Source organism: Variovorax gracilis, assembly GCF_030317115.1.
Classification (GTDB): domain Bacteria; phylum Pseudomonadota; class Gammaproteobacteria; order Burkholderiales; family Burkholderiaceae_C; genus Variovorax; species Variovorax gracilis.
Genome location: NZ_JASZYF010000051.1, coordinates 1 through 26,763 on the forward strand (window position 1 = coordinate 1; position 26,763 = coordinate 26,763).

Sequence of the window (26,763 nt, forward strand, 5' to 3'; positions counted from 1 at the left end):
ATGACAGGTCATGCCGTTTGCCCCAAATCGACAAGCTCACGCAGATGTCGGCATTGGGCAGCACGAAGGAGCAGTTCCGCTCTGCCCTCCCCTTCGGCTGCTCTCGCTGCACTCCCGTGGCTCAGTTCGGCCAAAAGCCGACATGTGAGGAGCCGATGAAAATTCAAGTCGAGCCGCCGTTGGCTGAAATAGCCTCAGACCTGAGCCTTAAGAATGGACTTACCGTTCAGTTTCCAATTGGTGGCGAGTCGTTCGTGATCCGGCGGGACCGCGTGCGTCTGTCTGTCAGTCCACCACAGCGTCAGCCCGTCGCAGCAAGGATGGCGGGATGGCGACCCCGAGATTGGTAGCGGCCCTGCGATTGATCACCAACTCGAAACGGGTCGGCTGCTCGATGGGCAAATCTCCAGCCTTTTCGCCCCGGAGAATCCGCGCGATCTGCTTGGCCGACTGGCGCCACATCCCGGAAATGTTCGGCCCGTACGACATGAGTCCACCGGCGTCTGGCACCTCGCGGAATGCGAAGATCGCCGGCAGCCGCCGCTCACCAGCCAGCTTGGCGATGCGAGCAGCAAAGGCGTAGGCAATCACATCGCTAAACATCATGAGCGCGTCCGGGCGCTCAGCGGCGATAGCGTCCATAACCGGCTCAAGGTCGTCGACCGTGCGAAACTCGAACGGCACGAGTGTTACACCAAGCACGCGCGCCGCGCCGCGCAACTCGCGCCAGTCGGCCTTGAATTCTGAGTACCCCGGGTTCCACAGAACGGCGATACGCTTCGCCCCTGGGGCCGCCTGCAGCAGGAGCTCGAGACGTTTGGTTGCTAGTTGAGGTGTCAGCTTCGACATACCCGTGATGTTGCCGCCGGGGTGCTTGAAGCTCTTGACAATCCCCAGCTCGACCAGGTCGTCGTTGCAGGTCGGCACAACAATCGGGATCGTCTCGGTCGCGCGCCGCGCCGCGTCGAGCGGCGCGCCACAGACCCCTGCGACGATCAAATCGACCTGAGACTTGACCAAGTCCTGCGTCAGTTGCTCGAATAGCTCCGGACGCCCAGCGACAAAGCGCAGATCGAGCTTGAAGTCTCGCCCTTCGGCCATGCCCTGGTCCCCTAGGCCGGCCAGAAGCGACTTCCAAGCGGAGTTACTGCGAAATTGCGCCTCATCAAAGCTACTAACGACAGCTCCGATCCTCGGGAGTCGCGAGGGAGTCTGCGCCAGTGCATCGGTCGCGACCGCCGCCGCGAACATCATCGACACGATGACGCCTGGCCGTCGCAGCTTGACTCTGGTCCAGCGTCCGATGGTGTCCGCATCGATCACAATGCCCTCCAGTGCGAAGCTGGCAAATGGTGCGCCTACAAGGGCGGCCTTGCAAGCCGTCCCTCATAGGCTGTGGCGCCAGGCGCCCCCCAGTTCGACGAATTCGCCCCCTTCATCGCCTATCCTCAAGCATGGACACCGTCTTGCTCCTTCGTGACTCGACCGGGGACACGCCGCTCGAAGTGGTCGCATAGCGATGAACGGCCTGGAAGCGTTCATTCCGGATGGCGACTGGACGAAGGTAGATTGGTCTCCGTCTGGGACGACCTATGGTTTGTAGGCCATCCGCCACAAACGGCCGGTTGCTCCAGTTAAACAAGCTCACGCAGATGTCTGTATTGGGCCAATTCTGTTGAAAAACTCGTCTCGAACGCTGGGCGCTCGCGATACGTGGCACTAGCTTTTTGGGGTTTCGAGTTGGTCAGCAGGATCGAATCGTTCGCGAAGCTCCTGCGGGCGTTTTCACGCCGTCCTGAAGTGCATTGCTTGTACGCTTGGCATCAGTCGCTTCGCCATGCGTCTGAGGTTCTGAGCGGTTGCCGCCAACAAGAATTCGTCATGTGCACCGCTCAATCCTCGTAGACGCAGCCGATCGAGTATGAGAATGCGCTTGAGGTGCGCAAAGAGCATCTCGACTTTCTTTCGATCGCGCCGTGACTGCTTGTACTGCGGCGTGTCGGCGAGCTCCCGAGCGACATCCCGTGATCGCTCATGCACGCTGCGGGTGATCCTTCGGCTGAGCATGTTGGGGCAGCACTGTTGCTTCATTGGGCATGCCATACAGTCATGCTGACTCGCGCTGTAGCGGACCGTTCCTGCCTTGGTGATATGCGTGCGCGGCTTGGTGAACTGGCGGCGATCACTTAGGAGTGCGTGGCCTTGCGGGCAGCGATATTCGTTGGCTTGCTCATCCCAGCGGAACTCACTGCTCGACAACGTCCCGTCTTTGCGCTCGCTCCTGTCCCACACCGGTACATGCGGCGTGATGCCCTTGTACTCGACCATCCACCCGAGCATCGGGCCTGTTCCATACGCTGTATCGCCAACCAGGCGATGGGGCTTCATGCCGAAGCGTTCCTCCACGCGATCGATCATCGTCTTGGTTGATTCCACTTCGGATGTGCGGTGCGCAGGCGTTGCCTCGACGTCCACGATGATTCCTGCCTGCAAGTCGACCAGGTAGTTTGTTGAGTAGGCGTAGAAGGCAGGGCCGCCTGGAGCGGCCGTCCATTGCGCTGCAGGGTCGGTCAGCGAAATGTTCTTCTCAGAGGTCGAAGGTCCCGGCGGGTCATTGGAATCGTCGACCGTCGGATTGCTCTCTTCCAAGGCGGCAAGGTATTCGCGTACAGCGCGGCTTGGCCCATCGCCCTTGCTCCACTCGGTGGTGTCGGCTCCCACGCCACCGCGACCGCGTTTGGCGTCCGCCTTGATGATGCTGGCATCCACCGCAAACCCTTCACCACGTACAAGGCCTTCGCTCATGCAGCGCCGCAGCACACTCTCGAAGACGTTGCGCAATGCGTCGCTATCGCGAAAGCGCCCGTGCCGATTCTTGGAGAAGGTCGAATGGTCGGGGACTGCGTCCTCCAGGCCAAGCCGACAGAACCATCGATAGGCCAGGTTCAAGTGAATCTCTTCGCAGAGCCGACGCTCGGAACGAATTCCGAAGCAGTAGCCCACGACCAGCATGCGCATCATCAATTCGGGATCGATTGATGGCCGTCCAGTGTGACTATAGAAAGGCGCGAGATGGTGGCGCAAATCGCTGAGATCAAAGACCCGATCGATGCCCCTTAGCAGGTGACTTCGCGGAACATGATCGTCAAGGTTGAACGAGTAGAAGAGCTTGTCTTGCACGCCCCCTTGATGACCCATCATGTCGATGCACTCCTCGGTGAGATGCCTCCAACATAGTCGAGACGAAGCAAATTTCCAGGGAGTTTTTCAACAGAATTGGCCGGTTGCTCCAGTTCGACAAGCCCACGCCGATGTCTGCAACGGGCACGAAGTAGCGGTTCCGCCCTGCCCTCCTCTTCGGCTGCTCTCGCTGCAGAACGGCATTCCCCGGTCTGCCTTTCGACGGCAATTCCGGGCCCGATCCCGTCCTTCGATCTAGTGCGTGTACTTCCGCTTCCGCCTGAAGCGGCCTTTGAGCGCGATCTGTGCGGAACTCCCTGCAGATTCTCGTTGCGCGTATGCGCACTTCCGAAGCGAAACAGGAACGCTAGTCGACGGGGCGGCCGTTCCAACTCCGTGTTGTGCTTTCCGGCTCGTGCGTCGGCGGGACCAGCGATTTGATTTCAAAGACCGGCGAGTTGACCGAACGCTCAACAGAATGAGCCATCAGGTTTCCGAAGGGTCAACTCGTGCAGCGTCTGCACATGGCGCCGCCTCTGGCGGCCTGATTGCAAAAAAGATCCGGGCCGCTCCCGATCCCCTTGGAGCGGGGCGAATCCCGATGTCGAAAAAAACCTTCTGAAGAGACATTCCTTTGCTCAATCCTCCTTCGATCAGTTCCGTCGCCACTTTCCGCCGCACTGCTGTCGCCATTGCTGCCTTTGCCTTGTTCGCCATCGTCCCGGCTTCCCATGCCATGGAGATCGACACCGGCAACCCGGACGTCGTCCTGCGCTGGGACAACACGCTGCGCTACAACCTCGGCCAGCGCACGCAGAGCCAGGACAAGGCGATCCTGGGCAATCCGAACTTCGATGACGGCGACCGCAACTTCGACAACCACTCGTTGATCGCGAACCGTCTGGACCTGCTCAGCGAGATGGACCTGGTGGTCGACAAGAAGTACGGTTTTCGCGTGAGCGGCACGGCCTGGGCCGACCCGGCCTACAACAACCTCGACAACCGCAACAACGCCACTGCCAACACCTTGTCCTTCGGCGTGCCGACGGCCGGCATCCTGTCGCCCTACACCAGCCGCTACGCGAAGGGCCCCTCGGGCGAGCTGCTCGATGCCTTCGTCTTCGGCAACACCGACATCGGCGACACCAACGTGGGCCTGCGCCTTGGCAAGCACACGGTGTACTGGGGCGAGAGCCTGCTGGGCGGCGGTGCCGTCAACGGCATCTCCTACGGCCAGTATTCGCTGGACCTGTGGAAGGCGCTGGCCACGCCCGGCATCGAGGCCAAGGAACTCTACCGGCCGCGCAACTCCGCCACCTTGCAAGTGCAGCCCACGGCCGAACTGTCGCTGTCCGCGCAGACCTTCTTCGACTGGGAGAGCGCGCGCTACCCGGAGTCGGGCAGCTACCTGACCGTCAACGATGCCTTGCTGCACGGCGGCGAATCGCTCATCGCCGGACCCGGCCAGCGCCTGCTGCAAGCCACCAATTCCGAGCCCAACAAGACCGGCGACTTCGGCCTGGCGGCACGCTGGAGCCCGGAGTGGCTGGACGGCACGGCCGGCCTCTATGGCCGCCGCACCGCCGACATCCAGCCGCAGTTGGCGCTGATGCCCGCAGTGGCCGCCGGTGTGCCCGCCGCCGCCTGCTCGCGCGCCGGACTGCGCCCGGTCGGGCCCAGCACCTGCTACATCAATCCGGGCGCGGCCACGCTGCCGATGATCCAGACCGGGTACGTCGGCCAGTACCAGGCCTTCTACGGGCGCGACATCGACATCTATGGCGTGAGCCTCGCGAAGAACGTTGCGGGCCTGAGCCTCGGTGCCGAACTGAGCTACCGCCGAAACATGCCGCTGCAGAGCGTGCCGGTGCAGGTGCTGCCCGCGCCGCTGGTCAATCCGGCCACGGGGGCGATCTCGCTGGCGCAACTCAGCCAGCTCGGCGGCGACACGCCCGGCGCACGCGGCGACACGATGCACGGCGTGTTCAACCTGCTGGGCACCGTCGCCAAGACGCCGCTGTTCGACAGCGCGACCTGGAACGCCGAACTGGTGTGGAGCCACTGGCTCAGCGTCTCGCAGAACCCCGGCGCCTTCAAGGGCAGCGACGCCTACCGCGCCAACCCGGCCAACGTCGATGCGGTCAGCAAGAATTTCTTCGGCCTCGGCCTGAACTTCACGCCGACCTGGTACCAGGTGTACCCGGGCGTGGACCTGTCGATGCCGCTGAGCTGGTCGGGTGGGATCTCGGGCAACTCGGCCGTGCTGACCGGCGGCAACAAGAATGCCGGCTCCTACGGCATCGGCATCGCCGCCGACGTCCAGTCCAAATACAACTTCGCGCTGCGCTACGTGGGCTTCTACGGCGACTACAGCACGACGCCGGCCGGGGCCATGAACGTCCCGAACGGCACCTACGCCAGCCTGGCGGACCGCGGCCATGTGCTGCTCACCTTCAAGACGACCTTCTGAGTCGTCCTCACCTCAACCTCACGGAGACATTCAATGAAGACAACACGCCCCCTGTGGGCCGGCGCGCTGCTCGCGCTCGCCGCCCAAGCCTCGCTGGCCGCCGTCGGCGCCGACGAAGCCAAGAAGCTCGGCACCACCCTCACGCAGACCGGCGCCGAGCGCGCGGGCAACGCCGACAAGAGCATCCCCGAGTACACCGGCGGCCTCACCACGCCTCCGGCGGGCTACGAGAAGGGCTCGGGCATCCGCCCCGACCCCTTCGCCGCCGACAAGCCGCTCTACGCCATCACCGCGCAGAATATGGCGCAGTACGAAGGCAAGCTGACCGCCGGCACCAAGGAGCTGCTGAAGAAGTACCCGACCATGCGCGTGGACGTGTACCCCTCGCACCGCTCGATGGCCTTCCCGAAGTACGTGCTGGACAACACGGTGAAGAACGCCACCGCCGTGAAGACCACCGATGACGGCCTGGGCCTCGAAGGCACCTTCGCGGGCATCCCGTTCCCGATCCCCAAGACCGGCAACGAGGTGATGTGGAACCACCTGCTGCGCTACACGGGCCAGAGCTACTACACGCAGTACGACTCCATCAACGTCGACTCGTCGGGCAAGGCGGTGCTCGCCACCACGGGCCAGATCTACATGGACTACCCGTACTACGACCCCAAGCGCAGCAGCGCATCGGCGGACAACGACATCTACTTCCGCACCAAGATCGCCTACACGGCGCCGGCACGCCGCGCGGGCGAAGCACTGCTCGCGCAGGACTACATCAACCCGATGAAGAACGGCCGTCGCGCCTGGCAGTACCTGCCCGGCCAGCGCCGCGTGAAGCTCGCACCGGACATCGCCTATGACACCCCGAACCCCGGCGCAGCGGGTGCATCGACCTATGACGACGCCTGGGTCTTCAACGGCGCGATGGACCGCTACGACTTCAAGCTCGTGGGCAAGCAGGAAATGCTGGTCCCCTACAACACCTTCAAGCTGGTCTATGCCAAGGACCCGTATGCGGTGACGACACCGAACCACCTGAACCCGGACTACGTGCGCTGGGAAGCCCATCGCGTGTGGGTGGTGGAGGCGACGCTGAAGGCCGACAAGCGCCACATCTATGCCAAGCGCACCTTCTACGTCGACGAGGACAGCTGGATCGCCGTGGCGTCGGACCAGTACGACGCGCGCGGGCAGCTCTATCGCGCGGGCTTCGTCTACACGAACCCTTCGTATGAAGTGCCGGCGCCGGCGAGCATGGGGCAGTCGTTCCATGACTTCACCACCGGCGGCTACAACATGACGGGCCTGATGGGCGCGTACGGCGTCGGGTTGAAGTACACGGACCCGATGTCGGCCACCGCCTGGTCGGCCGACGCGCTGGCCGGCTCCGGCGTGCGTTGACCGGAGTCGGCGTGCAACGCAGAAGCATGCTGCTGGCGGCGCTCGGCTCGCTGGCGGCTTCCGGCACGGCGACGGCGGCCAGCGAAGTGCTGGACCGTCCGGCGGGCATGAGCCCGTTGGCCGCCCAGCGGCTCATCACGGGCATCGCGCGGGCCGGCGAGCGCCTGGTCGCCGTCGGCCAGCGCGGCCACATCGTGCATTCCGAAGACGGCGGCCGCGTGTGGGTGCAAGCCCTGGTGCCCGTCAGCTCGGACCTCACGGCCGTGAGCTTCGTGGATGCGAAGGTGGGCTATGCGACCGGCCACGACGGCGTCGTGCTCGGCACGCGCGATGGCGGCCACGGCTGGACACGGCTGATCGAGGGGCGCCAGGTCAACAGGCTGGTGCTCGAACACATGCAGCGCCGCGCCGCCGCGTCGGATGCGAGCGAACAGGACAAGAAGCTGTTGGCCGAGGCTCAGCGCAATGCCGAGGCGGGCCCCGACAAGCCCTTCCTCGACCTGTGCTTCACCAGCGCCAACGAAGGCTTCGTGGTGGGCGCCTACGGCCTGATCTTGCGCACCGCCGATGGCGGCAAGACCTGGGAGCCGTGGTTCGATCGCGCGGACAACCCGGGGCTGCTCAATCTCTACGCGATCCGCGCCCATCGCGGCTCGATCTACATCGCCGGTGAAGGAGGGCTATTGCTCAAGCTCGACCGCGATGCGCAGCGACTCCGGGAACTGACCTCGCCCTACAAGGGCAGCTACTTCGGGCTGGCAGCGACCAAGGCGGGCGTGCTGGCTTTCGGGATGCGGGGCAACGCCTTCATCAGCACCGACGAAGGTGCTACCTGGAATGCGGTCCACACCGGTCTGGACGCGAGCATCGTCGGCGGCGCCGTCGCAACCAATGGCACCGTGGCGCTGGTCGACCAGAGCGGCGGCATCGCCCTCAGCATCGATGGCGGGCTCAGCTTCGCACGCTCGTCCTTGCGCTCGCAAGTGCCGCTGGCCGCAGTCGCCTTCGCCAGCACTTCGTCTCTCGTGCTCGGCGGCCCGCGCGGCCTGCGCCCGATCGACCTGACCTCCAAGGACAAGTAATGGCCCCCTCTTCAGGACTCGACCGCATGCCGGTCGTGCGCGAGCTTCCCGATTTCCCGCGTGACTCGGGCAACTGGCTCGAGCGCGCGGTCTTCAATCACCGCCTGTTCGTCACGCTGGCCTGCCTGGTCGCCACCCTGGTGCTCGGCTTCTTCGCCACCCGCGTCTCGCTCAACGCCAGCTTCGAGAAGATGATCCCCGTGGGTCATCCCTACATCCAGAACTACCTGCAGAACCGCAGCGAACTGCGCGGCATGGGCAACACGCTGCGCGTGGTGGTGGAGAACGAGAACGGCGACATCTTCGACGCCCGCTACCTCGAAGCCTTGAAGCACATCAACGACGACCTGTTCCTTACGCAGGGCGTGGACCGCGCCTGGGTCAAGTCGCTGTGGACCCCGGCTACGCGCTGGACCGAGGTGACCGAGGAAGGCTTCCAGGGTGGCCCCGTGATGCCCGACAACTTCGACGGCAAAAGCGCCAGTGTCGAGAAGTTGCGCACGAACGTCGCGCGCGCGGGCCTGGTCGGCAGCATCGTGGCCAACGACTTCAAGTCCAGCGCCATCGTCGCGCCGCTGCTCGACGGCGGCAAGGACGGACGGCTCGACTACTGGCGGCTCTCGCGCGAGATCGAGAGCCAGATCCGCGACAAGTACGAGCGCGGCCTCGCCCCCGACGGCAAGCCCTGGGGCGTGAAGGTGCACGTGATCGGCTTCGCCAAGATCATCGGCGACCTGCTCGATGGCCTCTTGCAGGTGATGATGTACTTCGGCGCGGCTACCGTCATCGCCGGGCTGCTGCTGTACGGCTACACGCGCTGCGTGCGCAGCACGGCGATGGTGCTCGCTTGCTCGCTGGTCGCGGTGCTGTGGCAAGTGGGGCTTGTGCGACTCGTCAGGCTGGAGCTCGATCCCTACTCGATGCTCGTTCCGTTCCTGGTGTTCGCCATCGGCGTGAGTCATGGCGCGCAGAAGATGAACGGGATCATGCAGGACATCGGCCGCGGCACGCACCGGCTGGTGGCTGCGCGCTACACCTTCCGGCGGCTCTTCCTGGCCGGGGTCACGGCGCTCATGGCGGACGCGGTCGGCTTCGCGGTGCTGATGCTGATCCCGATCCCCGTGATCCGTGAACTTGCGCTCACCGCGAGCATCGGTGTGGCGGTGCTGATCTTCACGAACCTGCTGTTGCTGCCGGTGCTGCTGTCCTATGTCGGTGTGAGCCCGGCTGCGGCCGAGCGCAGCCTGAAGGTGGAGCGGGAGCAGGCCGCAGGTCAGGGAGGGCGCTTCTGGAGCTTGCTCGACAACTTCGCGGCCAAGCGCAGCTGGGCGCTCGCCGCGGTCCTGGGTTCGCTGGCGCTCGCTGTCGGTGGTTTTGCGGTGAGCCTGCAGCTGCAGGTGGGCGATCTCGACCCCGGCGCGCCGGAGCTTCGGCCCGACTCGCGCTACAACCGCGACAACGCCTTCGTCACGAAGAACTATTCGCTGTCCAGCGATCTCTTCGCCGTGATCGTGAAGACGCCGAAGGAAGGCTGCCTCAAGTACGACACCCTGGCGCACGTCGACCGGCTCGCGTGGGAATTGCAACAGTTGCCCGAGGTGCGCGCGACGCAGGGCCTGCAGGACGTGGTGCGCCAGATCACCGCCGGTTCCTTCGAGGGCAACCCCAAGTGGCTGACCATCAGCCGCAACCAGGACGTGCTGAACTACGGCGCGCAGCAGGCCACCGTGAACAACCCGGAACTCTTTAACACCGAGTGCTCGGTAATGCCCCTGGTGGCCTACCTGTCGGACCACAAGGCCGAGACGCTGCAGAAGGTGCTCGCGGTGGTGGAGAACTTCGTCAAGGACCATCCGACCGATCCGGCCGTGGTGCAGATCCTGCCGGCGGCCGGTTCGGCGGGGATCGAGGCCGCGACCAACATCGTGGTGCATCAGGCCAATCGCACGATGCTGCTCTACGTCTACGCGGCGGTCATTGCGCTGTGCTTCCTGACCTTCCGCTCATGGCGCGCGGTGCTGGTGGCGGTGATCCCGCTGGTGGTGACCTCCATCCTCTGTGAAGCGCTGATGGTGTGGCTGGGCATCGGCGTGAAGGTCGCCACCTTGCCGGTGATCGCGCTCGGGGTGGGCATCGGCGTGGACTACGCGCTGTACCTGCTGTCCGTGCAACTCGCGGGCCAGCGGCGAGGACTGACCTTGGCGCGCGCCTACGGCGATGCTGTGATGTTCACCGGCCGCGTCGTCGCGCTCGTCGGCGTCACGCTGGCCGCCGGGGTCATCACCTGGGCCTTCTCGCCCATCAAGTTCCAGGCCGACATGGGCATCCTGCTGACCTTCATGTTCGTCTGGAACATGGTCGGCGCGCTCGTGCTCATCCCGGCGCTGTCGCACTTCCTGTTGAACGACAGGCACTTTCAGCGTGCGGCGATCGCCGAGTCTTCAGGCGCTGACCGCTTTCTCGCCGTCGCGGAACGAGGTGGGTGAGACACCCTGCCAGCGCTTGAACGCGCGCGTGAAGTTGCTCGTGTCGCTGAAGCCCAGCAGGAAGGTGATCTCGGTGATCGACAGCGAAGACTGCTGGACGTAGCCCGAAGCCAGCTCTTTGCGCGTCGCATCCAGCAACTCGTGGAAGCTGGTGCCGCGTTCCGACAGCTTGAACTGCAGCGTGGTCGGGCTGATCGCCAGGGCACTGGCCACCTTGTCGCGGGTGCAACTGCCGTTCGGGAGGAACTCGATGATCTTCTGCCGCACGCGGGTCACGACGTCGTCCTTCTCGAGCCGAGCCAGGTAGGTGTTCGAAAGGTTGTCGTTGAGCTGCGCCAGTTCGGCGCAGGCACCGATGAGCGGGTTGTGAATATCGGCACGAGGCAGCACCAGCATCGGGTCCGACTGCCCGAAGCTGACCGGCGCGCGGAAGAGCGCTTCATACGGCGCGATGTCTTCGCGCGGCGGTGGATGCGAGAGCGCCACGCGCAGCGGATTGAACTCGGGCTTGTAGAGTTGGCGCATCGCGAGTACGACGAAGCCGAGGAAGGCGTCCTCCGTTTCGGCGGACACGTCGACCAGCAGCCTGATGCGAAGTTCGAGCTCGTCCTTTGACTCGACCACCTTGATCTCGCAGGTCTGGGAGGCGAGCCTGAAGTAGCGTTCGAGCCGCTGGCAGAACTCCATCAGGTTGGCACTGGCCGCCAGCGCGTAGCCCAGCGCATGCAGGTTCGAGATGTGAATGAAGCGCGCCACCGTCAGCCCGAAGTACGGATTGCCCGTGACATCGGTGCAGGCGCGAAAGAGCCGGGTGAGCGTGCTGACGGGCAGCCGGCTCATCGGGTCGTTGGTCATCGTCAATGGAATGCCGACCGCCTTCAGCACCCGGGTGCTGTCGACCCCGCTGGCCTGGAGCGCCTTGGAGATGGCCAGCACGTAGCCACCGATCGTCGTGGGTTCTTGCAGTGGCGGGCCTGGCGCACGCTGGGGGACGTTCATGACCCGATGGTCGCCGCCCGTGCGTCTTTTGACAATGACGTTTGCCCGGATTTCGGCGCCGCAGGGACCACCGATTTGACGTCAAAGACCGGCGTCGTGCAGCACCCATTCCTAGACTGGACCTCCAGCATCGCAGCCAAGAAAACCGGAGACCTCGGATGACTCAAGATTCCCGCGACCACGCGGACAAGGCGAACGAATCGCCAAAGGGCGCATGGCCCGACGCACCCCTGCCACAACACCTTCCTCTCGCTCAGACGCCGACAGCCAGCGTGGCTGGTCGCACGCTTGCGCAGTCGACGCATCAGTGGCGCACCAGGTCGTCGCCTGTGCGTGCTGATGCGCCCAATGTGCTGATCATCATGCTCGACGACGTCGGATTCGCCCATGCCGACACGGTCGGCGGCGCGATCCACACGCCCACGCTGAGCCGCATCGCCGACACCGGGCTGCGCTACAACGCGTTCCACACCACAGCGATCTGCTCGGCCACCCGCGCATCGCTGCTGACCGGGCGTAACCACCACCGGGTTGAGTCCGGCACGATCACCGAATTCGCGAGTGACTTCGACGGCTACACCGGCGAGATACCGAAGAGCTCGGCCACCATCGCCGAGGTGCTCAAGCATTACGGCTACAGCACCGCCGCGTTCGGCAAGTGGCACAACACGCCCGCCCTTCAGACTTCCGCGGCCGGGCCCTTCGACCGCTGGCCCACGGGCTGCGGCTTCGATCATTTCTATGGTTTCATCGCCGCGGAAACCTCGCAGTACCAGCCCAGCCTCTATCGCAACACCACGCCGATCGAAGCACCGAGCGACCCCACCTACCACCTCAGCGAAGACCTTGCCGCACAGGCCCGAAGGTGGCTGCGCGAACAGCATGCGCTCACGCCCGACAAACCCTTCTTCATGTACTGGGCGCCAGGTGCGGTTCATGGTCCGCATCAGGTCTTCAGCGAATGGTCAGACAAGTACAAGGGCAAGTTCGATGCGGGCTGGGACGCCTACCGCGAGCAGGCATTCCGGCGCCAGGTCGAGATGGGCTGGATCCCGGCGGACAGCCAGCTGACGCCGCGCCCGGACACGCTCGCCGCATGGGAGAGCCTGCCCGAGGCTGAGCGCAAGTACCAGGCGCGGCTGATGGAGGTCTACGCCGGCTTCCTGGAGCACGCTGACGTGCAGGCAGGCAAGGTCATCGACGAACTCGAACGCCTGGGCCTGCGCGACAACACGCTGGTCTTCTACGTGCTGTCCGACAACGGCGCATCGGCCGAAGGAGCGGGCGGCACCATCAACGAGATCCTGTCGATCAGCGGCGTGCCCGTGCCGTTCGCACAGCAGATGAAGATCCTCGAAGAGGAATACGGCGGCCTGCAGGCATTGGGTGGCCCGAAGGTCGCGAACATGTACCACGCCGGCTGGGCCTGGGCGGGCGAGAGCCCGTTCCAGGGTACGAAGCTGGTCGCCGGCTACTTCGGCGGCACGCGCGTTCCGATGGCGGTGTCGTGGCCCAAGGGCATTGCGGCCGACGCGGCAGTGCGCGGCCAGTTCCACCATGTCAACGACATCGCGCCCACGATCTACGAACTCATCGGCATCGCGCCGCCCGCGACGGTCAACGGCGTGACGCAGGATCCACTGGACGGCCTCAGCCTCGCCTACAGCTTCGCGGATGCGTCGGCACCGACGCGCAAGGCGCAGCAGTACTTCGAGATCTTCGGCAGCCGCGGCATCTACGCCGATGGATGGATGGCGTCGGTCTTCGGGCCGCGCCTGCCGTGGCTCTCGGCCACTGCCGCGGCGTACGCGAACTGGCATCCCAACGAGGACGTCTGGAAGTTGTACCGGCTCGGCAGCGACTATTCGCAAGCGACGGACGTGGCGGGTCAGCATCCCGAGAAGCTGGCCGAATTGCAGCGCAAGTTCGACGAAGAGGCTCGCGCCAATCACGTCTACCCGATTGGCGCCGGCCTTGGCCCGCTGTTGAATCCCTCGGCACGCATCGGAACGACGCAGACTGAATGGCACTTTAATCTGGAAGTCACGCGATTGCCTGAGTTCTGCGCGCCCAATCTGCGCGCGCGCAGCAACAAGGTGTCGCTCGACGTGGAGGTTCCTGCGATGGGCGAAGGCGTGCTGTACGCGCTCGGCGGCGTGGCCGGTGGCCTCGTGCTCTACATGGACGCCGGACATCTGCACTACGAATACAACAGCCTGAGCGTGATGCGTACCAAGCTTCGGAGCGCAGGGCCCATCGCGGCCGGACCGCATCGGTTCGAGCTGCAGACCCTTCTCGCCGGCCCCGCGCCCGGTGCACCCGCCACCCTCGTCATGCGCGTCGACGGCATTGAAGTGGCCCGCGGCACGGTCCCGTTCACCGCACCCCTGTGCTTCACGGCCAGTGAAACGCTTGACATCGGCACCAACCTCGGCTCGCCGGTCTCGCTGGACTACTACGACCGCGCGCCGTTCCGCTTCAACGGATGCATCGGCGACGTGCACATCGTCTACACCCCATGACAAAACGACCAGGAACTTTCAAGCCGGTGCAGCTCGACCCGCAGGCGGCCGACTACATCGTCATCGGCGGCGGCTCCGCCGGCTGCGTTCTCGCGGCCCGGCTCAGCGAGGACCCGGCGGTGACGGTGTGCCTGCTCGAGGCCGGCGCGGCGGACACCAGCGCGCTGATCCAGTGCCCCTCGGGCCTGCCGATCGTGCTGCCGTACCCGATCTTCAACTGGGCGTTCAAGACGCTGCCCAACAAAGGCTTGAATGGACGCATCGGCTACCAGCCGCGCGGCAAGGCACTGGGCGGATCGAGCTCGATCAACGGGATGATGTACATCCGCGGCGACCGCAGTGACTACGACCGCTGGGCCGCGGCCGGCAATACCGGCTGGAGCTACGCCGACGTGTTGCCGTACTTCAGGAAGTCCGAGAACAACGAGTTCTGGGGCGCTTCCGAATACCACGGCGCCGGAGGTCCGCTGAACGTGGCGGACGTGATGGAGCCCAGCATGTATGCGCGGGCCTTCGTCGAGGCCGCCGTTCAGGCGGGGCATCCGCGCAATCCGGACTTCAACGGCGCACATCTGCTGGGTGTGGGCCTGACGCAGCTCACGCAAGAGAACGGCGAGCGCTGCAGCGCGGCGAAAGGCTTCCTGACGCCGAACCTTGCGCGGCCGAACCTGCGGGTCGTCACGAAGGCTCGAACCACGCGCATCGTGATGGAAGACAAGCGCGCGGTGGGCGTCGAATACCGGGACGCCAACGGTGCCGTTCGATTGCTCGCGGCGCGGCGCGAGGTCTTGCTGTGCGCGGGTGCCTTGCAGTCGCCGCAGGTGTTGATGCTGTCGGGCATCGGCCCGGCCGCGACCCTGAAGCGCCACGGCATTCCGGTCGTCCACGACGCGCCGGGCGTCGGGCAGAACCTGCAGGACCACATCGACGTGGTTCACAGCTATGAAGCCGGCGCATCTCGCGGGCTGCTCGGGCTTTCGTTCAGCGGTGCGTGGGCGGTGCTCAAAGGCCTGTTCGACTGGCGCCGCTACCGGCGTGGCGTGCTAACCTCCAACTTCGCAGAAGGCAACGGCTTCATGAAGACACGGCCCGAAGAGACTGTGCCGGACCTGCAGATGGTCTTCGTCGTCGCCAAGATCATGGACCACGGTCGCAAGATCCTGTTCGGCAACGGCTACTCGCTGCATGCCTGCATGCTGCGTCCGAAATCCCGCGGCAGCGTGTCGCTGGCGAGTGCGGACCCGATGGCGCCACCGCTGATCGACACCAACTTCCTGTCCGAACAAAGCGATGTCGATTGCCTCGTGCGTGGCTTCAAGCGCCTGCGCGACATCACGCGCCAGTCCGCCTTGGCCCGCTTCGGCGGCAGAGAGTCGAAGAACTCGGCGTGGGCGCAGACCGACGCGCAGATCGAGAAGTTCGTGCGCGACCACGCCGACTGCGCCTACCACCCCGTCGGCACATGCCGCATGGGCAGCGGGCCTGACGACGTGGTCGATGCGCAATTGCGCGTGAAGGGCGTGGAGGGCCTGCGCGTGGTCGACGCGTCGATCATGCCGGACCTGGTCTCGGGCAACACCAACGCGCCGACCATCATGATTGCCGAGAAAGCGGCCGACATGATCAAGGCCACCGCACGCAGGATGCGTACCGGCGCACCGGCTGCACCGGTGCAGGCGACCACGGTGCCCACGGCGAGTCTGTCCGCCGTGGCGGCGTGAGCCTCGACGCCGTGGTGACGGCCTTCCTGAAGACGGTATGCCTCGTGGTCTATGCCGTCGCTCTGGCCGGCCTCGCCGGATGGCTGCGGGACGGGTTAGCCAGCGCGATGCAACTGATCGCGCTCGTCTTCCTGTCCTTTCATGCGCTGGAACTTCCGTTCGTCTTCGGGTACGTGCGCCGGTACCGGGGCCCCTTGGCCGTCAGTGTCCTGTTGACGTTCTTGTTCGGACTGCTGCACTGGATGCCGCTGAGGAGGAAGTAGGCGCGTCGACGCGCGGCTTCAATTCAAAAAGACATCGGAGACACCATGAGAACCAACGACACCATCGAGGCATTGAACGCCACGCTGGCGAAGCAGCGCAAGGCCGCTCTGGCAGTGCCGTATCCCGAGGTCGGGTACCGCACCCGTCATCTCAAGGCGCTGCGCCTCGCCCTGCAGCGCTACCAGGACGAACTCTCCCGCGCGATGAGCGACGACTTCGGCCGCCGCTCGGAGTTCGAATGCAAGATGCTGGACGTACTGGGCCCGGCCGTGCAGATCGACCACGCGCTGTCGCATCTGAAACGCTGGATGAAGCCGCAGCGTCGTGCTGTCGACTGGATGTTCCTCACCAACAGGGCCAAGGTCGTCTACCAGCCCAAGGGCGTCGTCGGGGTGATCGCTGCGTGGAACTTCCCCGTGATCGAATCCATCGGGCCGCTGGTGACAGCGCTCGCCGCGGGCAACCGGGTGATGATCAAGATGTCGGAGTTCTCGCCGCGCAGCACGGCGGTCCTGCGGCGGATGCTGGCGGAGATTTTTCCCGAGGACCAGGTTGCGGTCTTCGGCGGGGGCGTCGAGATCGGTCGGGCTTTCGCGAGCCTGCCGCTGGACCACATCGTCTTCACAGGCTCGCCGGAGATCGGCCGGCACATCATGCGCGCCGCATCCGCAAACCTGACGCCGGTCACGCTGGAGCTCGGCGGCAAGTCTCCCGCGATCGTCGGGCGTTCCGCCTCGATGGCCGTGGTCGCGCGGTCGATTGCGCACGGAAAGGCCTTCAACAGCGGACAGGCCTGCGTGGCCCCTGACTACGCGCTGGTGCCGCGCGAGCGCTTCGATGAATTCGTCGCCGCCACGGCGCGCGCGTTCGAGCGCATGTACGCCGATCCGGTCTCGGACCCGAACTACACCAGCATGGCGTCGGACCGCCATGCGGACCGCACCCGGGAACTGCTGGCCGATGCCGTGGCCAAGGGTGCCACTGTGACTTCGTGCGGCGCGGGCGACGGCGCACGCATCATCCCGCTGCAGATCGTGACCGGTGTGACGCCTGACATGCGCATCATGCAGGAGGAGCTCTTCAACCCGATCCTCCCCGTGGTCGCGTGCGATTCAATGGAGCAGGCGGTCTCGTTCGTCGCCTCGCGGCCGCGTCCGCTGGCGCTCTACTACTTCGGCACCGAACCCGCCGAGCTGCAGCGATTGACGCGCGACGTGCATGCAGGCGGCATGACAGTCAATGACTGGGCGTGGCATGTCTTCCAATGCGACCTGCCCTTCGGCGGCACCGGCAATTCCGGTATCGGGAGCTGGCGCGGCCCCGAGGGATTCCGCTCGCTCTCGCATGCAAAGTCCGTCTTCACGGTGCATCGGTTCTTTCCGATTCATCTGTTCCATCCGCCTTACGGGTCATGGGTGCACCGGCTGACCCTGAAGCTGTTTCTCGGCAAGCGAGAGAGCGGCTCGATCTCCGCCGAGGGCACCCCGACTGCGGGGAGTGCCACGACATGATCGAGCCAGGCAACAGTGCGGCGGCCTCCGGCGAGGCGACACCGCCGGTCGGCGCCTATGCGTGGACCGTCTTCGCGCTGACCTTCGGGCTGATGCTGTCGGACTATCTCTCGCGCCAGGTCATCGGTGCCGTGTTCCCGTTCCTGAAATCGGACTGGGGCGTGTCGGACTCCCAACTCGGTGCGCTGGTCAGCGTCGTCTCGGTGGTGGTCGGCGTCCTGACCATCCCGATGTCGATGATGGCCGATCGGTGGGGCAGGGTGAAGAGCATCACGCTCATGGCCTTCGTATGGTGCCTGGCGACCATCGCTTGCGGGCTGGCCACCAGCTATACGCAATTGCTGGTCGCTCGCGCCCTGGTCGGCGTCGGCGAGGCTGCGTATGCGGCAGCAGGCGCTGCGCTTCTCGCGCACACCTTTCCGATCGGCAGGCGCGCGGCCATCCAGGGCGCATTCCAGTCGGCGGGTCTGTTCGGATCGGTCCTCGGTGTGGTGATCGGAGGCGCCGTCGCGAGCCAGTTCGGCTGGCGGACCGCGTTCTTCGTGGTCGGAGCACCGGGCCTGCTGCTGGCGCTGGCGTACCCCTTCGTGGTGCGCGACTACCAAACACCCAGGCTCGTGGCGGGCGATCACGGCAACGCGGTAGTGCCGCTATGCCAACTCGTGCGGCAGGTGTTCGTCGCTCGCTCGGGCAACCTGACCTTCCTGGCATTCGGCCTGCAGATGGCGATCCCATCCATTCTGATCGCGTGGATGCCGACCTTCCTCATTCGGTCCTATGCGTTCGAACCGCACAAGGCGGCGCTCATGGCGGCAGTGGTCGTGCTCGTCGCGGGCGTCGGCGTGCTCTTCGGCGGCGGCGTTGCGGATCGGTTGAGCAAAGGCCGTCCGCGCTACCGAGCCATCGTCCCAGCCGCCTACACGCTGATTTGCGGCGTGATGCTGACATCGGGCTTCTCCATGTCACCGGGTCCGGTGGCGTTGGGGCTGATCGTGGTGGGCGCGGTGTTCGCCGTTGCGCACGGCGGGTGTGCGGTGGCGATCGTCATGGACGTCACGCATCCGGCGGTGCGTGCCACGGTGACCGCGACCGCGGTGCTGGGCGCGAGCCTGCTGGGCTTGGCGCCTGGCCCCTTCGTCGCGGGCCTGATCTCCGACATGAGTGATCTGAAGACGGCGCTCACGATCGCTCCGCTGATCTCCCTGGTTGCGACCGGGCTGTTTCTTCTCGCGTCGCGTGCCTACGAAGGCGATGCCGCGCGGTTTCGCAACGTCGCGCCGCCCGAGCCAGATCGACTGCTTCGTCCGTCGCCCCTGCCGCGACTTGGCCCCGTTCCATCGTCCGGACAGGCGAATCCTCTGCAATGACCTGTGGCCGAGAGGCGCCACTTTTAGCATCCCTCCATCGACTTCAGAACCACATTGCAGTGTGTTTCTGACCCCTGCTGGAAGTGGAAAAAGAGAGACATCATGAATGACGACATCCTGCTGTTCGAAGCGCTTGGCCCGGTTGCACGCATCACGCTGAACCGCCCCAGGGCCATGAACGCCCTGAACCTGGCGACCCTCGCCGAACTGGAGCGCGGCCTCGCCGACATCGCAAGAAACGACGAGATCCGCGTGCTGGTGATTACCGGTAACGGTCCCGCGTTCTGCGCCGGAGCCGATCTGAAGGAAGTGCTTGCGGGTGCGGATCTCGCCCCCGGTGAAGCCGACTTCCTGGACCGCGCCAACGTCGTGTTCGGCGCGCTGCGCGCCTTCCCCAAGCCTGTCATCGCGGCGCTCAACGGCGTGACGATGGCCGGCGGGCTCGAACTCGCGATGTGCGCCGACATCGTGGTGGCTGCGGAGAGCGCCACCATCGCCGACGCGCACGCCAACTTCGGCGTCTTCCCAGGTGCCGGCGGTGCCGCCATCCTTCCGCGGCTGATCCCGCTGAACATGGCGATGTACCTGCTCATGACCGGCAAGTCGCTCTCGGCGGCCGAGATGAAGGCCTGCGGCCTGGTGTGCGAAGTCCATCCCGACGCCAGCCTCGCGGAAGCCACGCTCGTGCTGGCCCGCCACATCGCGCAGAAAAGCCCGATCGCCCTGCGTCGCATGAAGCAAGTGGCGCGTGCATCGGCCGACAAGACAGGCACCGACGCGCTACTGCACGAGCAGGTGATGCTGCGCCAGCACATGCGAACCGCCGACTTCCACGAAGGCCTGACGGCCTTCGCCGAGAAGCGCGCACCGAATTTCCCGGGCCGCTGAGTGGCTCGATCACACAAGGACTGAATCAATGAACGACATCTACGTGGTCGGCGTGGGCATGACGCCCTTTGGCCGCCTCCTGGACCGCACGGTCTACGACATGGTGGAAGAGGCCGTATTGCTGGCCGTAACGGATGCAGGGTGCACGGTCGAGGACATCGGCTCGGCTTTCTACGCCACGCTGACCAACGGCCAGTTCCAGGGCCAGACCGCCATCCCCGGACCGATCGCCATGCGTCGGCTGGGACTGGAGGGCGTTCCCGTGTTCAGCGTCGAGAACGCCTGCGCTTCGGGTTCGTCTGCCTTCAATCTCGCGACCATGGCCTTGCGCTCGGGCAGCTGCGACATCGCACTGGCCGTCGGTGCCGAGAAGATGAACATTCCCGACAAGGCCAAGATGTTCAGCGCCTTCGACGGCGGTTGGGATGTCTCGACGGTGGACCAGAACAAGGCGACGCTGCTCGCGATGGGGCATCGCGTGGTGCCTCCGGCCGGCACGATGTCCGAGAAGCCCTACAGCGTCTTCATGGATGTCTACGCCGCGCTGTGCCGGCAGCACATGCAGACCTACGGCACCACACAGCGCCAGATTGCCGCCGTCGCGGCCAAGAACCACCAGCACTCTGTGCATAACCCGCTCGCGCAATACCGCGAGGCTTGCAGCATCGAGCAGGTGCTGGCGGCACCCCCGATCACCTATCCGCTGACGCTTCCGATGTGCTCGCCGATCAGCGACGGCGCCGCAGCGGTCATCCTGTGCAACGCCGAAGGGCTGAAGCGCATCAACGGGGCCGCCGGCCGAGCGGTGCGCGTACTGGCCAGCGTGGTGCAGACCGGCAGCTCGCGCGGCATCGACGAGCCGCACAAGATCGTGGCGCACCTCGGCGCGAAGAAGGCCTACGAGCAGGCCAGCGTGTCGCCCGAGGACGTCGACGTGGCGGAAGTGCACGACGCGACGGCCATGGGCGAGATCCTGAATGCGGAGTCGCTGATGCTGGCCGGCTTCGGCGAAGGCGGCCCGGCTGCCGAGCGCGGCGACTTCACGATCGGCGGACGCATTCCGATCAACCCGTCGGGTGGCCTGGAGTCCAAGGGCCATCCGATCGGCGCCACCGGCCTGGGCCAACTGCACGAGCTGGTCATGCAATTGCGCGGCGAGGCCGGCAAGCGCCAGGTCAGCGATGCCCGCATCGCTATCCAGGAAAACGGCGGTGGCCTCTATGGCATCGAGGAAGCCGTGGCGGCGATCACGATCCTGGCCAAGCAATAACCCGACTAGACAGATACGGAGCAATCAATGGGACATGTCATCAGAACCGAAGAGCAACTGGCAGCGATCGACGGCCTGAAGCGCTTTCTCGACGCCGAGATCGAGCCGATCTTCAGCAAGGAATACCGCGACAAGTTCGTGCCGAAGGAACAGATGGGCGCGATCATGCGCCAGCTTTCCCGCTTCGGCCTGATCTCGGGCACGGTCGACGAAGCCCACGGCGGCATGGGCCTCGACTGGCTGACGATGATCATGCTGTTCGAGGAAGTCGCCACCACCTCTGCCGACCTGTCGGTGCCGGTGCTGATCAATTCCTTTGGCGCCTACATGGTCCAGCAGCTCGCCCCGGCGCACCTGCGCGAGCGCTACCTGCCGGGCCTGGTCAGCGGCGAGCTCTTCTGCAGCATTGGCATCTCGGAGCCTGATGTCGGCTCCAACGTGCTCGAGATCAAGACGCGTGCACGCCGGGACGGCGACCACTTCATCCTCAACGGCGAGAAGACCTGGATCAGCAATGGCTCGTACTCCGACTTCCTGATCTGCACCTGCCGCACCGGCGACGATCCGCGCCGGGGCCTGACGCACTTCCTGCTGGATCGCAAGGAGCATCCCTATGAGGTGCGAGACATCCACAAGATCGCGTGGAACAGCCAGTCGACCGCGCAGATCTTCCTGAACGACGTGCGCGTGCCAGCGTCGAACATGATCGGCAACGAAGGCGAGGCACTGAAGAACACGCTGTCGATGTTCGAGCGCTCGCGCGTGTTCGTGGCGGCGCAGGGGCTGGGCATCGGCCGGCGCGCGCTCGAAGAGTCGGTGCGCTACGCCACTGACCGCAAGCAGCATGGCAAGGTCATCGCCGGCCATCAGCTGATTGCCGCAATGCTGGCCGAGATGGCGACCCAGGTCGATGCTTCGCGTCTGCTGGTCTATCGCGCCGCTTCGATGATCGAAGCCGGCGTGCCCGCCGAGATGGAAGCCGCGATGGCCAAGTATTTCGCTTGCGAGGCCGCCGTCACCATCGCCCGCCAGGCCGTGCAGATCCACGGCGGCAACGGCGTGACTCGGGAATTCCTGGTCGAGAAGCTGGCCCGCGAGGCCATCGTCGCGCCGATCCCCGAGGGCACGACGCAGATCCAGCAACTCCTTATTGCGCGCGCGCTCACCGGCGTCAACGCTTTCTAAGCCTTCCAAGGACACATCATGCGAATCAAGGACAAAGTCATCGTCATCACCGGCGGTGCATCGGGCCTCGGCCTGGCCACGGCCACCTACATGGTCAAGGAAAAGGGCGCGCGCGTCGCCATCTTCGATGTGAACGTCGAAGCGGGCGAGTCGGCCGTGGCGGACCTCGGCGCCGACAGCGCAATGTTCGTGCAGACCGACGTTAGCGACGAGGCATCGGTGCAGAGGGCCGTCGACGCGGTGATGGACCGCTACGGCGCCATCCACGTCTGCATCAATGGCGCTGCCATTCCGACCGGCTTCAAGGTACTGGGCAAGGAAGGCAAGGCGGCGCCACTGGCCCGCTTCGCGCAGATCACCGCGGTCAACATCAACGGCGTCTTCAACGTGATGTCCAAATGCGCGGAGCAGATGGCGAAGAACGAGGCGGAGGTCGGCGAAGAGCGTGGCGTCGTCATCAACGTGTCCTCCGGTGCGGCCTACGAAGGCCAGATCGGCCAGGCCGCCTATGCCGCGTCCAAGGCCGCGATCATCGGCATGAACATGCCGGCCGCCCGCGAACTCGGCGCCATCGGCGTGCGCGTCAACGCCATCGCCCCCGGGCTCTTCCTGACCACGATGGTCGCCGGTCTCGACGAGAAGGTGCTCGCGTCGCTCAAGGAGCAGATGGAAGCGCCCCGCCGCCTGGGCGACATGCGCGAGTTCGCGCATTGCTGCGCCTTCATCGTCGAGAACGCCTACGTCAACGCCGAAACGATTCGCCTGGACGGCGCTGCCCGCCTGCGTTCGAAGTAAGGCGCCATCGCTTCGACGACGGCAGACCCTTCCATCCACAAAGAGAGACATACACCATGAGAATCGCTGACTACTTCGACGGCGCGGCTGCGCAGTACCCCGCCAACCTCGCTTTCGTCGATGGCGACACGCGAATGGACTTTGCGCAAGCGCAGAAGACCGTGCATGCCATCGCGAACGCGCTGACGCGCGAGAAGCAGGCGGGCACAGGTCCCCACGTGGCGATCTACAGCCCCAACGACTACCGGGTCACGCTACTGCACCTGGGCATCAACCTCGCGGACATGGCGTGGCTGTCGGTGCACATCAAGAACACGGTCGAGACCAATGCCGAGGTGCTGGAGTATTTCGACGCCGACGTCGTGTTCTTCCACAGCCACTTCGAAAGCAGCGTGCCGCAACTGAAGGCCAGGCTGTCGAAGGCCAGGCTCTACGTCTGCATCGATCGCGCATCCGAGCATGGCCCGTCGATGGAGGAGTGGATGGCGGATTGCTGGCGTCCGTTTCGCAACGAGCAGGAGAACCCCGAGACGGTGTCCTTCCTCCAGCCCACCGGCGGCACCACCGGCCCGTCCAAGGGCGCGGTGCACACGCATCGAACGCTCGAGATGATGGGCCTGGCAGTGTCGACGGAATTCGACGTCACTGCCGAGTCGAGGCACCTGGTGATCGCTCCCTTGACGCATGCCGCCGGTTTGATCGTTCTCGGACTGGCCGTCAGGGGATGCGCGACCATCGTCCTGCCTGGATTCGACGCCGAGGCCGTTCTCGGAACGATCGAGAAGGAGCGGGTGACGCATCTGTTCCTGCCGCCGACCGCGGTCTATGCGCTCATGGCCCATCCCAGGTCGAAGACGACGGACTTTTCCTCGCTGAAGTGCTTCATCGTGGGTGCGGCGCCCATTGCGCCCGAGAAGTTCAAGGAGGCCGTGCGCATGTTCGGCCCGGTGATGTACGAAGGCTTCGGCCAGACCGAAACCCTGATCCCCATCCTGGTGAAGCGTCCTTCGGACTACCTCCGCAGCGACGGCAGCTTCGACGAAGACGCAGTGCGCGCGGCGGGCAAGCCGGTCCGCGTCGTGCGCGTCGGCATCATGGATGCAGAAGGCAAGCTCCTGCCCGCCGGCGAACGCGGCGAGATCGTGGTGCGTTCGTCGATGACCATGCAGGGTTACTACAAGAAGCCCGAGGACACCGCGGCGGCTTCCACCTTCGGCTGGCACCATACGAGCGACGTGGGCGTCGTCGACGAGCGGGGCTTCGTCACCATCGTCGATCGAATGAAGGACATGATCGTCTCTGGCGGCTTCAATATCTTCCCCGTCGAGATCGAGAAGTTGATCCAGGGCCACCCTGCGGTGCTCGACTGCATCGTCGTCGGCGTGCCCGACGAGAAGTGGGGCGAGGCGGTCAAGGCGGTCGTGCAACTCAAGCCCGAGCAAACGCTCGACGAGGCCGAGCTGATCGCACTCTGCAAGGATCAACTGGGCAGCGTCAAGGCGCCGAAGACGGTGGAGTTCTGGGACACGTTGCCGCGCAGCGCGGTCGGCAAGCTGCTCAAGAAGGACGTCCGGGCCAAATTCTGGGGTGACCAGTGGCGAGCGGTCTGATGCAGGATTGCGCCGTGAGTGCGGTCGATGCAGTCGACGGGGCCATGCGAGGGCGTCGATCGGTTCGCGCCTTCGCGGCGACACCGGTTTCGCAGCGGACGGTGACCGAGATCCTGGACGTCGCGGCTTCCGCACCCAGCGGCACCAATACCCAGCCGTGGCACGTCATCGCGCTGGCGGGTGCCGCCAGGCACGCACTCTGCGAGCGCGTGCTGCACGCGTTCCACCACGAGCCGGGCCAGCACGAGCCAGAGTACGACATCTATCCGCCCGAGTTCGTCGAGCCCTACCTCGGAAGGCGTCGCAGGAACGGTTTCGAGCTCTATGCACTGCTTGGCATTGCCAAGGGCGACAAGGCCGCGATGCAACGACAGCACGCCCGCAACTTCAGCTTCTTCGATGCACCGGTCGGCCTGATCTTCACGGTCGATCGGCGGATGGCCCGCAGCAGCTGGGTCGACTACGGAATGTTCCTGCAGAACGTCATGCTCGCGGCCCGTGCCCGCGGCCTCGACACCTGTCCCCAGATGGCGTGGGCCATGTATCCCCGCATCGTCGGCGAAGTCCTGGAATTGCCGGAGCACCAGATGGTGGTGTGCGGCATGGCGCTCGGCCATGCCGACACGGGCGCTGCGGAGAACCGGCTGCGTGCCGAGCGGGAACCTGTGGAGAACTTCAGCCGCTTCAGCGGGTTCTAGACGGGCGACAGCTACGGCCGGTTGGCTGCCGAGATGACGATCTCGACGCGGCGGTTCTTCGCCTTGCCCTGCGGCGTGGTGTTGCTCGCCACGGGGCGCGCGTCGCCGAAGCCCTGCGCAGAGATCGAGTTCTGCGGCACGCCCTTCGAGGTGAGGAAGCGCGCGACGTTGTCCGCGCGCGCCGACGAGAGTTCGAGATTGGACGGGAACCGGCCCCGCAGGGCCGGCCCGATGGGCTCGTTGTCGGTGAAGCCCTGGACGATGATCTGCTGGCCAGGCAGGTTGGACAGCGTCGGTGCGATCTTGGCGAGCGTCGCTTCACCCTTGGGGCTGAGTGTCCAGCCGCCTTCGGGGAACAGGATCTCGTTGACCATCGTCACCTTGAGTTCGTTCTGCAACTGCGTGATCTGTGCCTGGTCGCTGCTCAGCTCGCTCGACAGCGTCTGGTTGAGCGCGGCGTAGGTATTGGCCTTCTGCACTTCGGTGTTGTAGGTCTTGTCGGTCACGCAACCTGCGGCCATCAAGGCGGCGCAGAGCACCAGGCTGAGCTTGATTGATTGCATGCTTTCTCTCCACGGTGGTTGAACAAACACGATGCGGCACTGTCTTGCGCTCGGTATCGTCATCACGATCTTCACCCGACCGGAGGTCACTGAGAATGGGGTCCGGGGGCAATGCGCTTGCCCGAAAGGGAAGGTCCCCACGCGATTCTTTCTGCATTCGCACCGTTCCGGTGCGAGCCTTTGGGCAAGGCGATTGCCCTAAAGGGCAGTGGACTTGCGGGTGCGTAGCGTGGATCATCCATGTCCCGACACTTGCAATGTGATCGAACGATGGGTATTCACGGTGGACGCTGGCCTGGGTGGCTCGTCGCGATCTGCTGCATGCTGCTCGCCCCTGCGGGCATGGCCGCCGACGCCCGGAACGTGCTGGTGCTCTATTCCAATGGCCGCCTCGTGCCGGCCAACGTCGACGTCGAGCGCGGCTTGAGGGGCGCGATCCGAGACACCGCCGCCAGACCGGTGGAGGTCTTCACCGAGTTCCTCGACTATCCCGAGTTCGTCGGCGAGGATTACGAAGACACCGTCGCGACCTATCTGCAGCGCAAGTACGCCGCAAGGCCGCCCGATGTCGTCATTGCCGTGGCAAGGCAGTCGCTCGACTTCCTTCTGCGCCAGCGCGCGCGCCTGTTCCCAGGGGCTCCCATCGTCCACACGGCCGCGTTCAGGGCGTACCCCCAGCCGTTTCCCGCGCTCCCCGCCGACGTGGTCGGCGTACCGGTCGAGTACGACCCCGCCGGCACCATCGAGCAGGCGC

The 26,763-nt window shown here is 65.1% G+C and carries 20 protein-coding genes; 16 read left to right on the forward strand and 4 right to left on the reverse strand.

The features are described from left to right. Positions 1 to 285: 285 nt before the first annotated feature. Both QTH97_RS34870 and QTH97_RS34875 read right to left on the reverse strand, forming a co-directional pair. The gene (locus tag QTH97_RS34870; RefSeq protein ID WP_286573213.1) at positions 286 to 1,323 is read right to left on the reverse strand and encodes an ABC transporter substrate-binding protein; all 1,038 of its coding nucleotides are present in this window, start codon (positions 1,321 to 1,323) and stop codon (positions 286 to 288) included. A gap of 462 nt (positions 1,324 to 1,785) precedes the next feature. After that, a complete protein-coding gene (locus tag QTH97_RS34875) occupies positions 1,786 to 3,201 on the reverse strand; it encodes an IS1182 family transposase (protein WP_286573215.1) in 1,416 nt (471 codons plus the stop codon). A 613-nt stretch (positions 3,202 to 3,814) separates the two neighbouring features. Here QTH97_RS34875 and QTH97_RS34880 point away from each other — a divergent pair. Genes QTH97_RS34880 through QTH97_RS34895 form a run of 4 tightly spaced genes read left to right on the forward strand, consistent with a single transcriptional unit; the run spans position 3,815 to position 10,616 of the window. Next, positions 3,815 to 5,650, forward strand: coding sequence for a DUF1302 domain-containing protein (locus tag QTH97_RS34880; RefSeq protein WP_286573216.1), 1,836 nt, complete (start codon positions 3,815 to 3,817; stop codon positions 5,648 to 5,650). A 33-nt stretch (positions 5,651 to 5,683) separates the two neighbouring features. Further along, a complete protein-coding gene (locus QTH97_RS34885; RefSeq protein ID WP_286573217.1) occupies positions 5,684 to 7,048 on the forward strand; it encodes a DUF1329 domain-containing protein in 1,365 nt (454 codons plus the stop codon). A gap of 11 nt (positions 7,049 to 7,059) precedes the next feature. Further along, positions 7,060 to 8,130 (forward strand): WD40/YVTN/BNR-like repeat-containing protein, encoded by a 1,071-nt coding sequence (locus tag QTH97_RS34890; protein WP_286573218.1) that lies wholly within the window; start codon positions 7,060 to 7,062, stop codon positions 8,128 to 8,130. Next, positions 8,130 to 10,616, forward strand: a complete 2,487-nt coding sequence (locus QTH97_RS34895) for an efflux RND transporter permease subunit (RefSeq protein WP_286573219.1) — start codon at positions 8,130 to 8,132, stop codon at positions 10,614 to 10,616. The genes QTH97_RS34890 and QTH97_RS34895 overlap by 1 nt, the downstream gene beginning before the upstream one ends. Here the strand turns inward: QTH97_RS34895 and QTH97_RS34900 are convergent. Then, positions 10,572 to 11,615: an AraC family transcriptional regulator gene (locus tag QTH97_RS34900; protein ID WP_286573221.1), complete on the reverse strand. Its 1,044-nt coding sequence runs from the start codon at positions 11,613 to 11,615 to the stop codon at positions 10,572 to 10,574. The two genes, QTH97_RS34895 and QTH97_RS34900, sit on opposite strands and share 45 nt — an antisense overlap. Positions 11,616 to 11,773: 158 nt before the next feature. On the opposite strand from QTH97_RS34900, the gene QTH97_RS34905 reads away from it, so the two are divergent. The 11 genes from QTH97_RS34905 to QTH97_RS34955 all read left to right on the forward strand — a co-directional run bounded on the left by QTH97_RS34905 (position 11,774) and on the right by QTH97_RS34955 (position 25,446). After that, positions 11,774 to 14,137: an arylsulfatase gene (locus QTH97_RS34905; RefSeq protein ID WP_286573223.1), complete on the forward strand. Its 2,364-nt coding sequence runs from the start codon at positions 11,774 to 11,776 to the stop codon at positions 14,135 to 14,137. Next, positions 14,134 to 15,858 (forward strand): GMC family oxidoreductase, encoded by a 1,725-nt coding sequence (locus QTH97_RS34910; RefSeq protein WP_286573225.1) that lies wholly within the window; start codon positions 14,134 to 14,136, stop codon positions 15,856 to 15,858. The genes QTH97_RS34905 and QTH97_RS34910 overlap by 4 nt, the downstream gene beginning before the upstream one ends. Beyond that, on the forward strand, positions 15,855 to 16,121 hold the full coding sequence (locus tag QTH97_RS34915) for a hypothetical protein (protein WP_286573226.1): 267 nt from the start codon (positions 15,855 to 15,857) through the stop codon (positions 16,119 to 16,121). Before QTH97_RS34910 ends, QTH97_RS34915 begins: the two co-directional genes overlap by 4 nt. Before the next feature lie 45 nt (positions 16,122 to 16,166). Further along, positions 16,167 to 17,633 (forward strand): coniferyl aldehyde dehydrogenase, encoded by a 1,467-nt coding sequence (locus tag QTH97_RS34920; protein WP_286573227.1) that lies wholly within the window; start codon positions 16,167 to 16,169, stop codon positions 17,631 to 17,633. Further along, positions 17,630 to 19,000, forward strand: coding sequence for an MFS transporter (locus QTH97_RS34925; protein ID WP_286573228.1), 1,371 nt, complete (start codon positions 17,630 to 17,632; stop codon positions 18,998 to 19,000). Before QTH97_RS34920 ends, QTH97_RS34925 begins: the two co-directional genes overlap by 4 nt. A 102-nt stretch (positions 19,001 to 19,102) precedes the next feature. Then, complete coding sequence (locus QTH97_RS34930) at positions 19,103 to 19,888, forward strand: enoyl-CoA hydratase/isomerase family protein (protein WP_286573229.1); 786 nt, start codon at positions 19,103 to 19,105, stop codon at positions 19,886 to 19,888. Positions 19,889 to 19,916: 28 nt separating this feature from the next. Continuing rightward, complete coding sequence (locus QTH97_RS34935) at positions 19,917 to 21,158, forward strand: thiolase family protein (protein ID WP_286573230.1); 1,242 nt, start codon at positions 19,917 to 19,919, stop codon at positions 21,156 to 21,158. A gap of 27 nt (positions 21,159 to 21,185) precedes the next feature. After that, positions 21,186 to 22,343 (forward strand): acyl-CoA dehydrogenase family protein, encoded by a 1,158-nt coding sequence (locus QTH97_RS34940; RefSeq protein WP_286573231.1) that lies wholly within the window; start codon positions 21,186 to 21,188, stop codon positions 22,341 to 22,343. Between the two features lie 18 nt (positions 22,344 to 22,361). Then, a complete protein-coding gene (locus tag QTH97_RS34945) occupies positions 22,362 to 23,138 on the forward strand; it encodes an SDR family NAD(P)-dependent oxidoreductase (protein WP_286573233.1) in 777 nt (258 codons plus the stop codon). A gap of 56 nt (positions 23,139 to 23,194) precedes the next feature. After that, entirely contained in the window at positions 23,195 to 24,748 is a 1,554-nt protein-coding gene (locus QTH97_RS34950) for a class I adenylate-forming enzyme family protein (protein ID WP_286573235.1), read from the forward strand. Beyond that, positions 24,748 to 25,446 carry a nitroreductase gene (locus QTH97_RS34955; RefSeq protein WP_444813512.1) on the forward strand — a complete coding sequence of 233 codons (699 nt, stop codon included), beginning with the start codon at positions 24,748 to 24,750 and terminating at the stop codon, positions 25,444 to 25,446. The genes QTH97_RS34950 and QTH97_RS34955 overlap by 1 nt, the downstream gene beginning before the upstream one ends. A gap of 11 nt (positions 25,447 to 25,457) precedes the next feature. Here QTH97_RS34955 and QTH97_RS34960 read toward each other — a convergent pair whose 3' ends face one another. Further along, positions 25,458 to 26,009 (reverse strand): OmpA/MotB family protein, encoded by a 552-nt coding sequence (locus QTH97_RS34960; protein ID WP_286573236.1) that lies wholly within the window; start codon positions 26,007 to 26,009, stop codon positions 25,458 to 25,460. 321 nt (positions 26,010 to 26,330) lie between these two features. Here QTH97_RS34960 and QTH97_RS34965 point away from each other — a divergent pair. Further along, positions 26,331 to 26,763: hypothetical protein (locus QTH97_RS34965; RefSeq protein WP_286573237.1), on the forward strand; the 433-nt coding region annotated here is incomplete at its 3' end.

Coding starts and splice junctions, on each gene's coding strand:
- QTH97_RS34875 (WP_286573215.1), bottom strand. CDS start 3,201: ATGATGGGTCATCAAGGGGGCGTGCAAGACAAGCTCTTCTACTCGTTC.
- QTH97_RS34885 (WP_286573217.1), top strand. CDS start 5,684: ATGAAGACAACACGCCCCCTGTGGGCCGGCGCGCTGCTCGCGCTCGCC.
- QTH97_RS34895 (WP_286573219.1), top strand. CDS start 8,130: ATGGCCCCCTCTTCAGGACTCGACCGCATGCCGGTCGTGCGCGAGCTT.
- QTH97_RS34900 (WP_286573221.1), bottom strand. CDS start 11,615: ATGAACGTCCCCCAGCGTGCGCCAGGCCCGCCACTGCAAGAACCCACG.
- QTH97_RS34905 (WP_286573223.1), top strand. CDS start 11,774: ATGACTCAAGATTCCCGCGACCACGCGGACAAGGCGAACGAATCGCCA.
- QTH97_RS34910 (WP_286573225.1), top strand. CDS start 14,134: ATGACAAAACGACCAGGAACTTTCAAGCCGGTGCAGCTCGACCCGCAG.
- QTH97_RS34920 (WP_286573227.1), top strand. CDS start 16,167: ATGAGAACCAACGACACCATCGAGGCATTGAACGCCACGCTGGCGAAG.
- QTH97_RS34925 (WP_286573228.1), top strand. CDS start 17,630: ATGATCGAGCCAGGCAACAGTGCGGCGGCCTCCGGCGAGGCGACACCG.
- QTH97_RS34930 (WP_286573229.1), top strand. CDS start 19,103: ATGAATGACGACATCCTGCTGTTCGAAGCGCTTGGCCCGGTTGCACGC.
- QTH97_RS34935 (WP_286573230.1), top strand. CDS start 19,917: ATGAACGACATCTACGTGGTCGGCGTGGGCATGACGCCCTTTGGCCGC.
- QTH97_RS34940 (WP_286573231.1), top strand. CDS start 21,186: ATGGGACATGTCATCAGAACCGAAGAGCAACTGGCAGCGATCGACGGC.
- QTH97_RS34945 (WP_286573233.1), top strand. CDS start 22,362: ATGCGAATCAAGGACAAAGTCATCGTCATCACCGGCGGTGCATCGGGC.
- QTH97_RS34950 (WP_286573235.1), top strand. CDS start 23,195: ATGAGAATCGCTGACTACTTCGACGGCGCGGCTGCGCAGTACCCCGCC.
- QTH97_RS34955 (WP_444813512.1), top strand. CDS start 24,748: ATGCAGGATTGCGCCGTGAGTGCGGTCGATGCAGTCGACGGGGCCATG.
- QTH97_RS34960 (WP_286573236.1), bottom strand. CDS start 26,009: ATGCAATCAATCAAGCTCAGCCTGGTGCTCTGCGCCGCCTTGATGGCC.